At 67.7% G+C, this 13,760-nt stretch carries 12 protein-coding genes; 9 read left to right on the top strand and 3 right to left on the bottom strand.

Features of this window, described 5'->3' with window-relative positions; all coding sequences use genetic code 11:
• The first annotated feature begins 4 nt into the window (after positions 1-4).
• The 8 genes from G7Y85_RS07420 to G7Y85_RS07385 all read left to right on the top strand — a co-directional run bounded on the left by G7Y85_RS07420 (position 5) and on the right by G7Y85_RS07385 (position 8,838).
• Positions 5-565 (top strand): DNA-3-methyladenine glycosylase I, encoded by a 561-nt coding sequence (locus tag G7Y85_RS07420; protein WP_166254246.1) that lies wholly within the window; start codon positions 5-7, stop codon positions 563-565.
• A gap of 65 nt (positions 566-630) precedes the next feature.
• Positions 631-1,011, top strand: coding sequence for a hypothetical protein (locus G7Y85_RS07415; protein WP_166254243.1), 381 nt, complete (start codon positions 631-633; stop codon positions 1,009-1,011).
• A gap of 54 nt (positions 1,012-1,065) precedes the next feature.
• Entirely contained in the window at positions 1,066-2,565 is a 1,500-nt protein-coding gene (locus tag G7Y85_RS07410) for a TolC family protein (RefSeq protein WP_166254240.1), read from the top strand.
• A gap of 1 nt (position 2,566) precedes the next feature.
• Positions 2,567-3,907 carry a multicopper oxidase family protein gene (locus G7Y85_RS07405; protein WP_166254676.1) on the top strand — a complete coding sequence of 447 codons (1,341 nt, stop codon included), beginning with the start codon at positions 2,567-2,569 and terminating at the stop codon, positions 3,905-3,907.
• 56 nt (positions 3,908-3,963) lie between these two features.
• On the top strand, positions 3,964-4,398 hold the full coding sequence (locus tag G7Y85_RS07400; RefSeq protein WP_166254237.1) for a MerR family transcriptional regulator: 435 nt from the start codon (positions 3,964-3,966) through the stop codon (positions 4,396-4,398).
• Entirely contained in the window at positions 4,395-6,944 is a 2,550-nt protein-coding gene (locus G7Y85_RS07395; RefSeq protein ID WP_166254234.1) for a heavy metal translocating P-type ATPase, read from the top strand. The genes G7Y85_RS07400 and G7Y85_RS07395 overlap by 4 nt, the downstream gene beginning before the upstream one ends.
• Before the next feature lie 141 nt (positions 6,945-7,085).
• The gene (locus tag G7Y85_RS07390; RefSeq protein WP_206675521.1) at positions 7,086-7,967 is read left to right on the top strand and encodes a metal-dependent hydrolase; all 882 of its coding nucleotides are present in this window, start codon (positions 7,086-7,088) and stop codon (positions 7,965-7,967) included.
• A 43-nt stretch (positions 7,968-8,010) separates the two neighbouring features.
• A complete protein-coding gene (locus G7Y85_RS07385; RefSeq protein ID WP_166254231.1) occupies positions 8,011-8,838 on the top strand; it encodes a MerR family transcriptional regulator in 828 nt (275 codons plus the stop codon).
• Positions 8,839-8,967: 129 nt separating this feature from the next.
• On the opposite strand, the gene cysS is transcribed toward G7Y85_RS07385, so the two are convergent.
• The 3 genes from cysS to G7Y85_RS07375 form a co-directional block, all read right to left on the bottom strand.
• Positions 8,968-10,344: a cysteine--tRNA ligase gene (cysS, locus tag G7Y85_RS07380; RefSeq protein ID WP_166254228.1), complete on the bottom strand. Its 1,377-nt coding sequence runs from the start codon at positions 10,342-10,344 to the stop codon at positions 8,968-8,970.
• Positions 10,345-10,430: 86 nt separating this feature from the next.
• Positions 10,431-10,553, bottom strand: a complete 123-nt coding sequence (locus G7Y85_RS20430) for a hypothetical protein (protein ID WP_277817138.1) — start codon at positions 10,551-10,553, stop codon at positions 10,431-10,433.
• Positions 10,554-10,676: 123 nt separating this feature from the next.
• Positions 10,677-11,744: an aminopeptidase gene (locus G7Y85_RS07375; RefSeq protein WP_166254225.1), complete on the bottom strand. Its 1,068-nt coding sequence runs from the start codon at positions 11,742-11,744 to the stop codon at positions 10,677-10,679.
• Between the two features lie 69 nt (positions 11,745-11,813).
• Here G7Y85_RS07375 and G7Y85_RS07370 point away from each other — a divergent pair, with 69 nt between their 5' ends.
• On the top strand, positions 11,814-13,676 hold the full coding sequence (locus G7Y85_RS07370; RefSeq protein WP_241696053.1) for a CocE/NonD family hydrolase: 1,863 nt from the start codon (positions 11,814-11,816) through the stop codon (positions 13,674-13,676).
• Positions 13,677-13,760 lie beyond the last annotated feature (84 nt).

Below are 13,760 nucleotides of genomic sequence, written 5' to 3'. Positions count from 1 at the left end.
CCGCATGCCTGCCGAAAAACGCTGCAGCTGGTGCCTTTCGACACCCGAGTACATCCGCTATCACGACGAGGAATGGGGCAAGCCGCAGCACGACGACCGCGTGCTGTTCGAGTTCCTGATCCTCGAAGGCGCGCAGGCCGGCCTGTCGTGGCGGACCATCCTCGAAAAGCGCGACGGCTATCGCAAGGCGTTCGCGGACTTCGATCCGCAAAAGGTCGCGCGCTTCACCGACGCGAAGCTCGAAAAGCTGATGCTTGATCCCGGCATCGTCCGCAATCGGCTGAAGATCCGGTCGGCACGCATCAACGCCCAGGCCTTTTTGAAAGTGCAGAAGGAATTCGGCAGCTTCGACGCCTACCTCTGGGGCTGCGTCGGCGGCACGCCGCTGATCAACAATGTGCGCGGCACGGGCGATGTGCCGGCGAAGACCGAGCTGTCCGATCGCATCAGCAAGGACCTGCTCAAGCGCGGCTTCAAGTTCGTCGGCAGCACCATCGTCTACGCCTATCTGCAGGCGGTCGGTGTCGTCAACGATCACCTTGCCACCTGCCCGTCGCGCAATTGAACGCCGCGCAAGTCCGGACCTGACTCCAGCTTGTCGCCGGCCCGGCGCGTCGTGATACTGCGGCCGTGAAATCCGCATCCGCCCTGGTGCTCTGGCTGCTGATCGTGCTGCTGCCGCTGAACGGCTATGCCAATGCGATCGCCAGCGGCTGCGCGTCGCATCGCCAGCCGGCGTCGATGCCGGCGACGCCGGTACATCACCACCACGCCGGCATGGCGATGGCGACGCCGCACGGGGCGCATCATTCGGCAACCGACCGCCAGTGCCACTGCGGCGCGCTCTGCGGCGCACAGTGCGCCGGCATCGCGACGCTCTCGGTCCCGGGCAACGGTTTCGATCCCGGCCTCGGCCGTGTCGAGACGCCGGCCGCGCGCCGCATCGCCGCACCACGGCCGCCGCCGGGCTTCGATCTTTTGCGACCTCCAAAACGCACACGCTTCGCCTGAAGCCCGGCACGCGCGCCGCGTGTACCGGTTCCGTGACCGTTCCCGGAGTTCCTCATGTTTTCCCATCGTCCGATCGCGGCGACGCTGTGCCTGTCCGTGCTGCTCGCCGGATGCAGCAGTCTGCCCGCCGATCTCGGCCGCCACGACGTCGAGCAGCAGCTCGCCGACCGCGGCCTGAACCTGCCGGAGGCGCGCCGCGACCCCGCACCATCGTGGCTGGCCGAACCTCTGTCCCTGGACCGTGCGATCCAGCTCGCGCTGCTCGACAATCCCGAGCTGCGCGCCACCACCGCGCAGCTCGGGATTGCCGCCGCCGACGTCTACGAAGCCGGCCGACTCGCCAATCCGCTGCTGTCGGCCACGTCGCTGTCGGCCGGCGGCGAGCCGCATACGCAGCTCACGCTCGGCATCGCCGTCAACTTCACCGATCTGCTGTTTCTGCATGCCCGCACGCGGATCGCCGCTGCGCAGTTCGACAGTGCCAGGCTGACGGTCGGCAATGCGGCGCTGGCGCTGGCGGCCGAGGTCGAAGCCGCCTACCGGCGTGTGGCGGCCGCCGAACAGCAGGCGCAGCTGCAGGCGAAACTGGCGCAGGCGGCGCAGACCGCGGCGGCGTTGGCGCAGCGCTATGCCGCCGCCGGCAATCTCGCGCCGCGCGATCTCGCGCTGGAGCAGGCCGCCGCGACCCAGGCGGCACTCGCCGCCGACGCCGCCGGCCTCGAACGGCAACTGGCGCGTGCCGATTTCAGCCGCCTGCTGGGCCTGGGCGCAGACGACGACGATCGATGGCGCCTGGCCGAACCGCTGGCCCTGCCGGCGGCCGCCGAGGATTCCGTGGACGACCTGCTGAAACTGGCGATGGCGACACGTCTCGATCTCGCGGCCGCGCGCCGGCATGCCGACGCGGTCGCGCAACGCTACGGACTGACGCGTCGCAGCCGATGGCTCGGCGACATCGAGGTCGGCGCCGAGCGCGAGCGCGATTACGACGGCAGCGTGCATGGCGGACCGAGCGCCCGCATCGCGCTGCCGTTGTTCGACTGGGGACGCGGCCGCGCCGCGCGCGGCGCGGCGGAGTTGCAGATCGCCGAGGCCGAAGTCCGGGCGCGCGAACTCGACGTGATCCACGAGGTGAGAGCCGCCGACGCACGCGTACGCGACGCACGCCAACGCGTCGAGCGTTACCGCACGCAGCTGATTCCCGCCCGCGAGGACGTCGTCGAGCAGACGCAGCGCGCGTTCAACTACATGCTGGTGGACGTCTTCGATCTGCTGGCGACGCGCCAGCAGGCCGACGCCGCGTACACCGGCTACATCGACGCCCTGCGCGACTACTGGGTGGCGCGCGCTGGCCTGGCACAAGCCGTTGGCAGGCGCCTGCCGAGCACACCCGCAAGCGAAGCCGCCGTGCCCCTGCCCGTACCGGCGCCGACTGCCGGCGACTGCGGCATGGCGGCGATGCCCGACATGCCGATGGACATGCCGATGCCGGCAACGGCCGACTGCATCCCCGATCCCGCATCCGCCACGCCGGAGACTGCTCATGAGCACTGATCTGAACCGCCGTCATCTGCTGTCCGCACTCGGCGCCGCCGGGCTCGGCGCCGGCCTGATCGGCCGCGCCCGCGCGCAGCACGAGATGCACGACATGCCGGGCATGTCGATGCCGCCAGCCGCCACGCCGGAGCCGTCGCCGGCGCCGGCCCTGGGCGGCGCGCGCTACCGGCCGGTGCACACGCCGAACGGCTGGACGCTGCCGTTCCGGATCAACGACGGCGTCAAGGAGTTCCATCTGGTCGCCGAGGAAATCGAGCACGAATTCGCCCCGGGCTGTGTTGCCAGATGCTGGGGCTACAACGGCGGCACGCCGGGCCCGACGATCGAAGCGGTCGAAGGCGATCGCGTGCGCATCTACGTCACCAACCATCTGCCGGAGGCAACGTCGGTGCACTGGCACGGCATCCTGCTGCCGAGCGGCATGGACGGCGTCAGCGGCCTCAACCAGCCGGGCATCGCCCCCGGCGAAACCTACGTCTACGAATTCACCTTGCGCCAGCACGGCACGCAGCTGTATCACCCGCATGCCGACGAGATGACGCAGATGGCGCTCGGCATGATGGGCCTGTTCGTCATTCACCCGCGCGACGGCGAGGCGGTGCCGGTCGATCGCGACTACGCGATCCTGCTGCACAACTGGGCGCTGCATCCCGGCACGTCGCGCCCCGATCCGTCGATCATGAGCGACTTCGATCTGTGGACCTTCAACAGCAAGGTGTATCCGGCAACCGCACCGCTGCTCGCGCGCAGTGGCGAGCGCGTACGCATACGCCTCGGCAATCTGTCGATGTGGAATCACCCGATCCACCTGCACGGCCACCGCTTCCTGGTCACCGGCTCCGACGGCGGCCGCTGGCCGCATGCGCTGTGGCGCCCGGAAGTCACGGAGATCGTCGGCGTCGGCCAGACGCGCGACATCGAGTTCGTCGCGGCGGCCGGCGACTGGGCGTTCCACTGCCACATGTCGCACCACACGATGAACGCGATGGGCCATGGCATCGCCAACCCGCTCGGTGTCGACACACGCGGAGTCGCCGACGACGTGCGCCAGTTGCTGCCCGGCTACATGGCGATGGGCGGCAACGGCATGTCGGAGCACAGCGCGCATCTGGCGATGGGCATGATGGCGGGGCCCGGCAACACCCTGCCGATGATGACCGGTCAGGGGCCGCACGGCGCGATCGAGATGGGCGGCATGTTCACCGTGCTGAAAGTGCGCGACGAACTGCCCGGTGACGGGCGCGATCCTGGCTGGTACCGGCCCCCAGGCCGCGAACTCGCGCGGCGCGTATCGAACGATCCCGGCTTCGGCACGCCGCTGCGCCGGCCAAAGGCTTGACTCTGGGCCTTGGTCCAGGGTTTAGCATGGCGCGACTTGAGAATGAGGAACGCCCGATGACGCTATCCGCCAGCGCCAGCCTGACCATCAGCCGGCTCGCCGAGCGCGCCGGCGTCGGCATCGACACCGTGCGCTATTACGAACGCGCCGGCCTGCTGCCGGCGCCGCCGCGCCGCGCGTCCGGTTATCGCGATTATCCGGCCGACAGCGTGCAGCGCCTGCGCTTCATCCGCCGCGCCAAGGAACTCGGTTTCACGCTGACCGAGATCGCCGAACTGCTGCAGCTGAGCGGCCTGCGCGGGGACGCCGGCAAACGCGGGGTGCGCGCGGTGAAGCAGGCGGCCGAGGCCAAGCTCGCGGTCGTCGATCACAAGCTCGCCGAACTGCGGCGCGTGCGCGACGGTCTGTACCAGCTGATCGAGGCCTGCCCCGGTCACGGCCCGTTGCAGGCCTGCCCGATCCTGCAGGCCCTGTCCGGAGACGCGGCATGAGTGGCTGCGCAGGCACGACGGAGAATGCCGCCGCGGCGGTGAACGATCCGGTCTGCGGCATGCAGGTCGATCCGGGCCGCAGCCCCCATCGTCACGAGCACGGCGGCAAGACCTACCACTTCTGCTGCGACGGCTGCCGCCGGCGCTTCGCGGCCGATCCGCGCGCCTATCTCGACTCGCGCGAAACGACGGCGGCGGCTTCGTGCTGCGCTGGCGCGGCACATCGGCAGACCGACGATGCGACCGGCGCGACCGATCCGGTATGCGGCATGCGCGTCGATCCGGCGACCAGCGCGCTGCATGCCGATCACGACGGGCAGCGCTTGCATTTCTGCTCGGCGCATTGCCGGCAGAAGTTCGTCGCCGATCCGCAGCGCTACCTTGGCGGCACCGCCGCGCCGGACGCGCAGATCGAACTTGTACCCGGCACGTTCTGGATCTGCCCGATGGACCCGGAGGTCCGCGCGGATCATCCGGGTGCCTGCCCGAAATGCGGCATGGCGCTGGAACCCGAAGCGCCGACCGCGAACGTCGAGGACGACGGTGAGCTGCGCAGCATGACGCGTCGACTCGGTGTCGGCATCGTGCTCAGCGTACCGCTGCTGGCGCTCGGCATGGGCGATCTGCTGCCAGCCGGTCTGAACCTGATGCACAGGCTCGGACCGGCGCTTGGCGGCTGGCTGCAGTGGACCTTGGCGACGCCGGTCGTGCTGTGGGCCGGCTGGCCGTTCTGGCAGCGCGGCTGGGCATCGCTGCGCAACCGCAGCCTCAACATGTTCACGCTGATCGGGCTCGGCGTCGCCGCCGCGTACGCCTTCAGCCTGTACGCGCTGCTGCTGCCGCAGGCGCTGCCGGCCGGCTTCGCGATGAGAGGCATGACGCCGCTGTACTTCGAAGCCTCTGCCGTGATCATCACGCTGGTGCTGCTCGGCCAGGTGCTGGAACTGCGCGCGCGTGCGCAGACCTCGGGCGCCATCCGCGCGCTGCTGGCGCTGGCACCACCGATCGCGCACCGCGTCGATGCCAGCGGCGACGACAGCGATGTCGCGCTCGAAGCCGTCCGGGTCGGCGATCGCCTGCGCGTGCGACCGGGTGAAAAGATCCCGGTCGATGCGACCGTCATCGAAGGCCGCAGCCACGTCGACGAATCGATGCTGACCGGCGAGCCGAATCCGCAAACGCGGCAGTCCGGCGACGCGGTCGCCGCCGGCACCGTCAACGGCACCGGCAGTCTGTTGATCGAAGCGCGCCGCGTCGGCCGCGACACCCTGCTCGCGCAGATCGTCCGACAGGTTGCGCAGGCGCAGCGCTCGCGCGCGCCGGTGCAGCGGCTTGCCGACCGCGTCTCGGCGATCTTCGTGCCGGCGGTGATCGCGGCTGCCGTCGTCGCCGCCGTCGCCTGGTGGGTCTGGGGGCCGGCACCGGCCGCGGCGCATGCGCTGATCGCGGCGGTCTCGGTGCTGATCATCGCCTGTCCCTGCGCGCTCGGCCTGGCGACGCCGATGTCGATCATGGTCGGCATCGGCCGCGGCGCGCGCAGCGGCGTGCTGATCCGCGATGCCGCCGCGCTCGAAACCCTGCAGAACATCGATACCGTCGTCGTCGACAAGACCGGCACGCTGACCGAGGGCAGGCCGGGCCTGCGCGGCGTCACGGTCCTGCCCGGTTTCAGCGAGGACGAGGTACTGGGGCTCGCCGCCGCCGTCGAGACGGCGAGCGAGCATCCGCTGGCGCGCGCCATCGTCGAGGCCGCCGCTGCGCGCGGGCTGCCGCGCGCGAGAGCCGACGAGTTCGGCTCTGATCCGGGCCTCGGTGCCTGGGCGCGGATCGACGCGCGCCGTGTGCTGGTCGGCAACCGCCAGCTGATGCGGCAGCGGCAGATCGACGTCGATGCCTGCGAGGCCGCCGCCGATGCCGCGCGCGGTAACGCGCAGACGGCGGTACTGGTCGCGGTCGACGATCGCGTCGCCGGCGTACTGGCGATCGCCGACGCGCTGAAGCCGACCACCGCCGAGGCGCTGCGCGCACTGCGTGAAGCGGGTCTGCGCGTGATCATGCTGACCGGCGACAATCGCCGCACGGCCGACGCCATCGCCGGCAGCCTGGCCATCGACGAGGTCATTGCCGACCTGCTGCCGGCCGACAAGGCCGGCGCCGTGAAGAAACTGCAGGGCGAAGGCCGGCGCGTGGCAATGGCCGGCGACGGCGTCAACGATGCGCCGGCGCTGGCGACTGCCGATGTCGGCATCGCCATGGGCACCGGCACCGACATCGCGATGCAGGCCGCCGGCGTCACCCTGCTGTCGGGCGATCTGCGCGGCATCGCCACGGCGGTGCGGCTGTCGCGCGCAACAATGCGCAACATCCGCCAGAACCTGTTCTTCGCCTTCGCCTACAACGCGCTCGGTGTCCCGCTCGCGGCCGGCCTGCTGTATCCGATCTTCGGTCTGCTGCTGTCGCCGATGATCGCCAGCGCCGCGATGAGCCTCTCGTCGGTGTCCGTGATCGGCAATGCACTGCGACTCAGAAATGCAAGGATTGTCTAATCATTTCATTGACCTGAAAGCGTCTCCCGATGCCGTTTCGACAGCGCGGGCCAGAACGCCAGCGGGCTCGGGCGGTGCGGCCAGTTGATCAGCTCAGTCAAGATAGTTACATTCATAAATGTAACATTGACGGAGTGAGAAATGACGAGCCAGACCCCTTCAAGTGCCGGCGAACACGAGCCGGTCATGCCGACCCGCCGCGATCTGCATTTCAGCCTGCCGGCCGCTCGCGTCGGGGACTGGCATGACCAGGGTCGCCACGTCAGCCACTTCTTCAATGCGCTGTCGCTGTTCTTCCCGGACGGTGAGCGCTTCTTCATTCACGCCGTGCGTCACTACCGCGCGCAGATCGCCGAACCGCAACTGCAACAGGCCGTGACGGCGTTCATCGGCCAGGAAGCGATGCACGGCCGCGAACACACCGAATGCAATGCGATGCTCGACGAAGCCGGCCTGCCGGGCGCGCGGCTGCAACGCTTCGTATTCAGGTTCACCGAGTTCATGAAGCGCGTACTGCCGAAATCGTCGCAACTGTCGGTCACGATCGCGCTCGAACATCTGACGGCGATCATGGCCAACAGCCTGCTGCAGGACTCACGCGTCGTCGGCGAGGCCGAACCACATTTCGCGCGGCTGTGGCGCTGGCATGCGCTGGAGGAGACCGAGCACAAGGCCGTGGCGTACGACGTCTGGGCGACCGTCATGGGTCGCAATCCCCTGCGCTATCTGCAGCGCTGCATCGGCCTGATCACCGCCAGCCTCGTGTTCTGGCCGCTGGTCACGATCTTCATGTGGCAGCTGACGCGCGCCGATGCCGGCGCCCGCGCCGAGCGCGGCGGCTGGCGCCGCACGCTGCGCTTCCTGTTCGTCAATCCGGGCCCCTTGCGGCGTGCCACTGGCGAATGGTTCGACTACTTCAAGCCGGGCTTCCACCCCTGGCAGCACGACAATCGCGAATATCTCGGCGGCATCGAACCGCTGCTGCGCGATCTGGATGCGGGCGCGCTCGCCCGCGCCGCCTGATGCGATCCGCCATTGGCGCGGAGGCTCCTTTATGATCCGCGCCATGGCTTCTTCCGAAAACGCACCGGCCGACAAGGCCGGGCCGGCCAACGACGACGCGAACGCAAGCGACGAATACACGATCGACGAACTCGCGCGTGTCGCCGGCACCACGGTGCGCAACGTGCGCGCGTATCAGGATCGCGGCCTGCTGAATCCGCCGGAACGACGCGGCCGGGTCGGCATCTACACCGGGGAACACCGGCGCCGGCTCGAGCTCGTCAACCAGCTGCTGTCGCGTGGCTACACGATCGCCAACATCGGCGAATTGTTCGACGGCCTCGACAAGGGCCAGCAGCTGCACGACATCATCGGTCTCGAGCGCGCGATCAGCAGCCCCTGGTCGAACGAAACGCCGCGGCTGTTCACGATGCCGGAACTGCTGAAGATGTACGGCATCAGCGCTTTCGCGCCGGCGACACTGAATCGCGTGCTCAAGCTCGGCCTGCTGGTGCCGGAAGGTCTGCGTTTCCGCGCGCCGAATCCGAAGATCCTGGTCGCCGGCGCCGAGCTGACCAAGGCCGGCATGCCGCTCGACGACATGCTGATGCTGGTCGAGCACCTGCGCCTCAACGTCGAACGCGTGGCCGACGAGATCGTGCAGATGGTCGTGCGCCTGCTCGATCGTTATGACGGTCGGCTGCCGCCTGCCGAGGATGTGCCGAAACTCGCCGACCTGATCTGGCGGCTGCGGCCGCTCGCCAACATGGCGGTCGATGCCGAAGTGTCACGCGCGCTGGAGAAGTCCGCGAACAAGTTTCTGGGCGATCGCGTCGCCGAGATCCTCGAGCACATGAAGCCGGCCAATGCGATCGAGCCCGCGAAGCGCTGAACGAGCGCAGCGAGCGACGGCAGATCGTGCGAGGACGGAGCAGAGCAGGCGCAGCGCACTTCGGTACGTGAGCACTGCGGGCGCCGCCCGCCGGCACGCTGCCGAGCGCAGCAGCTTGTTCAGCGCTTCTCAGGCGTAGCGCCAGCGCTGGCCATCCTTCGAATCCTCGACCAGTACACCGCGCGCCTTGAGTTCGTCGCGAATGCGATCCGATTCCGCCCACTGCTTGTTCCGACGTGCCGCCGCACGCTCGGCAAGCCGGGCTTCGATCTCGTCGGCCGCCGGCACGCCTTCGGCTGTCGGCGCCTGCGCGAACCACGCCGACGGTTCCTGCTGCAGCAGACCGAGCAGTTCGCCGGCATCGAGCATCTGCGCCTTGATGCGCGCCTTGTCGCCGGCACTGTCCGCCTTGTTGGCGGCGCGCGCCAGCTCGAACAGCTCGGCAAGCGCCATCGGCGTATTGAGGTCGTCTTCGAGCGCGGCGACGAAGGCGTCCGGCGCCGTGATGCCGGGCGCCCGCTCGATGTCGGCCAACTCGCGCAGCGCGCCGTAGAGCCGATCGAGCTTCTTGCGTGACTCGGCCACGACCTCGTCGTTCCAGTCGACCGGCTGGCGGTAATGGCCGGTCATCAGCACGAGGCGGATCACTTCGCCCGGAATCGTCTTCAACAGCTCGTGCACCAGCAGCACATTGCCGACCGACTTCGACATCTTCTGGCTGTCGATGTTGAGGAAACCGTTGTGCAGCCAGTAGCGGGCGAAGACCTTGCCGCCATGCGCGCAGGTCGACTGCGCGATCTCGTTCTCGTGATGCGGGAAGATCAGATCGTGGCCGCCGCCGTGGATGTCGATCGTCTCGCCGAGCAGTGCCTCGGCCATCGCCGAGCACTCGATGTGCCAGCCCGGCCGACCGCGACCCCACGGCGAATCCCAGCCCGGCTGATCGTCGGCCGACGGTTTCCACAGCACGAAATCGCCGGCGTGCTTCTTGTACGGCGCAATCTCGACCCGCGCGCCGGCCATCAGCGCCTGCTCGTCGCGGCCCGACAATTTGCCGTAATCGGCATAGCTCAGGGTATGGAACAGCACATGGCCTTCGGCGACGTAGGCATGGCCGCTGTCGATCAGCTGTCCGATCATCGCGACGATCTGCGGCAGGTGTTCGGTGACGCGCGGCGTGTGGTCCGGGTCGCGCGCACCGAGCGCCGCCATGTCATCGTGATAGATCGCCGCGTAACGATCGGTGATCACGCGGATGTCGACGCCTTCCTTCTGCGCGGCGGCATTGATCTTGTCGTCGATGTCGGTGATGTTGCGAACGTAGACGACGTTCTCGTACCGCCGACGCAGCACACGCGACAGCACGTCGAACACCACGACCGGGCGGGCATTGCCGATATGCGCGTAGCTGTAGACCGTCGGCCCGCAGACGTACATCGTCACCCGCGCGGGATCGAGCGGGACGAATTCTTGCTTGCGACCGGTAAACGTGTTGTGGAGTTGCATGGGGTATCGCTGGCAAAAAACCCGCGCAGGATACCTGCTGGACTGCCGGAACGGCAGACCAGCCACGCGCCGCCTTGCACGGCGCTTCAACGCATCAGCGTCTCGGCGATGGTGAGACCGCCTGCCAAGCCGATACCAAAAGCCCAGAACGCCCAGACATAACGGCGCTTGATACGCTCGCGACCTGCGACCGAATCGTAATACCGCATTGACATAGACACCTCGACAGCACACCGACGTGGATGTCGCCCACACGCAAGAAGTGTGCAATGCAACAAAACGATAGCACACCCCCGAAAAGGGGGGCTCGGGTGCATTCTGAATGGGCGGTGTTACGTCTTCGGTGCGGCGAGTTTGAGCTTCTGCACCTGTTCGGCGCGACGCGCGGCCGGGAGCGCCGCAAGCCGCGCAGCGGCGTCAAAAAACCGCCGCCAGTCGCCGCCGGCGTCGGCAAACAGTGTCGCGAACGCCGGTAAATCGTCGTCATACAAACCGAACGGCAGCAAGCGCGCGTTGTTGAGCGGCGCCGCTTCGAAAAAGCCGTCGTACCAGCCCTTTCCGCCCCAGTCCTGCGCACGCAGCTGTGCGTATTCAGTGCGCAATTCGTCGAACACGGCCAGCTTGCGCGCGCGCATCGCGTCCGCGGTCAGCGGCTGACGATAGAGCGCCGCCAGTCTGGCGCGGACGGACAACAACAGTGTTGTGAATTGTTCGCTGCGTGCCCGCCGTGCATCGAGATCCACCGCCTGCGGCAGCGGATGCTGCGCCTGGTATTCACGCAAACCCTGCTCGCCGACGAACTCGGCAAACGACTCGTTGAAACGGGTGTCGTGCTTGACGTAGAGCTTCTGATGCGCAAGTTCGTGAAACAGGGTCGCGATCAGGCTGGCATCGTCCCAGCGCAGCATGGTGCTGAGCACCGGATCGTCGAACCAGCCCAGCGTCGAATACGCCGGCACACCACCGACATAGACGTCGTCGCCCTGCTTCGCCAGCGCCGCGGCGCTGGCCCGCGCTGCCGCTTCGCTGTACCAGCCCTGGTAACCGACGCAGCCGGCGACCGGGAAACAGTGCTGTACCGGTTCGGTGGAAAACTCGCCGGTCGCGAACACGTTCCAGACGACGTACGGTCGCTGGATGTCGGCGTAGCTGCGATAGCTGCCATTGTCGGGCAGGTCGAGCGCCGTGACCGCCCAGTCGCGGGCGTCCCGGATCAAGGCCAACCGCGCCTTCAACTCGGGTGGTGTGGTGGGGTCGGCCAGCAGTTCGCCGATCGGCTGCCGGGCGCGCAACACGGCAATTTCCCCGGATACCGCCTGCGCGTAGTAATCCAGCGTCCCGCAGCCGCCGAGCAGCAATGCGAGAAACAGGGTCGGAATTACCCGCTGGGAATGCAGCATCGACACTCCGCTTGCGCTATCGTCAGGGATCACAAAAGGCACACGATAGTGCCACGGGGGAGTCGAGGGATGAACATCAACATCGCCACGCGGCTGTCTGCCGCGTTCTGTCTTGCCATGCTGCTCGGCGCGTGCAGCAGTTCGTCGTCGAACAACGACAACAGCATCGCTTCCGGCACTGGCGCCACGACCACACCGGTCAGCAGCGACCGCGACGGCACGATCTACCGTCAGGAGATTCCGGTCGCCAGAACCGGCGATACCATCGTCGTGCAGGTGTTCGAACCGACACATCTGGAGAAGGGAAAATCCTATCCGCTGGTGCTGCAGGGGCACGGCTACGGCGGTTCGCGTGAAACCACGGCGCCGGACGGCAGTTTCATCAAGCGCCTCAACGATGCCGGCTACTACGTGATCTCGATCGACGAGCGCGGCTTCGGCGAATCCAGCGGCACGGTGCGCGTCATGGACCCCGAGTACGAAGGCCAGGATCTGATCGGCGTGCTGGACTGGGCGGAAAACCTCGAAGGCCTGCGCCGGCGCAGCAACGGCGAGATGATGGTCGGGTCGTACGGCGGCTCCTATGGCGGCATGTACCAGGTCCTGCTGTATTCGGTGGATCCGAAGCATCGCCTGCGCGTGCTGGCACCGGACATCACGCCGCACGATCTGACCTACTCGCTGGACCCGAACAATGTCGTCAAGTCGGGCTGGGGGCTGGCGCTGATTGCCGGCGGCGACACGCCGATCCTGAGCCTGGCTCTGGGCTTCGATCCGACGGTCGTCGTGCCGTACGTGACCGATCTGCTGCAGCGCAAGGGCCTGCGCCAGGACACGACCCTTTACGAGACCTTGCTGACCGCCGGCATCACCAACAATTTCCCGCAGAGCGGTTACAACTTCATGCGCTATCACAGCATGCGCTACTTCTGCGACGGCGTGCCGGCCGGTCCGCAGAGCTTCCTGCTCGGCACGCCGGATCAGCTGAGCGTCGCACCGGACCTGCCGCCGCCGGCCGACGTGCTGCTGACGCAGGGTTTTCGCGACACGCTGTTCAATTTCAACGACGGCCTGCACAACTACGAGTGCCTGCACGCGATCGGCGGCGACGTGCGCCTGCTGACGCATCAGAGCGGGCATATCCTGCCCGTGTCACTCGGCACGGTCGGTCTCGAAGATCCGCTCGACCCCTTTTACGAAGCGCTGACCTTCCCCGGCTTCCAGGATGCCGGCGGCACGCGCAGCTGCGGCTCGCTGAATCTCGACGACGTGCAGTTCGCCTGGTTCGAGGAAAAGCTGCAGGGCCGGAAAGGCGCACTCGATGCGGCCCTGCCGACCGGCAAGGACTTCTGCCTGAGCCTGGCCGAAGGCGACGCCATCGAAACCCGATCGGTGAAGCGCGGTGGCCAGAGCTTCGACATCGACGCCAGCACGCCGCAGCTCAACAGCCTGCTCGGCGTCGTCGGCTCGCTGCTCGGCAACGGGGTCCGCGACAGCCTCCTGCTCGCCGACCAGCCGCTGTACACGGTGCCGGCCGGCGGCGCGATCATCGCCGGGGTGCCGATGCTGCACGTCGACATCGAGGGCCTGAGCGGCGTCGAGCAGGCCAGCTGCACGACCGACGTGGTGCAGGTCGCCTGCGACCCGATCTACTTCCTGGCCATCGGCCATCGACCCGCCGGGCAGACACGCTGGGACATCATCGACGATCAGATCACGCCGGTACGCGGCTTCGGCCAGCACGATCTGGAAATGAACGGCATCGCCGAGCGCCTCGCCGAAGGCGAGCAGGTGGCCCTGCTGATCTACGCCTTCAACGCGCAATTCCCGATCACCTGGTCGCGCGACATCGCGGTGCCTGCAGCCACGCTGTCGGGCAGCGTCGAACTGCCGCTGTTGAAGGCTTCGGACATCGTCCGCGACGGCGTCTGAGACGCTGCAGTGGCGCTGCGGAGCGGAATCCGCAGCGCCCCATCGCTTCCGCGCGTCTTCGCTTCAGGCACCGCGGCGACCGGA

The organism is Solimonas terrae, from assembly GCF_011067135.1.
Lineage (GTDB): Bacteria > Pseudomonadota > Gammaproteobacteria > Nevskiales > Nevskiaceae > Solimonas > Solimonas terrae.
Note: the sequence above shows the minus strand (reverse complement) of the source record. Positions and strands in the feature narration are given on the sequence as shown.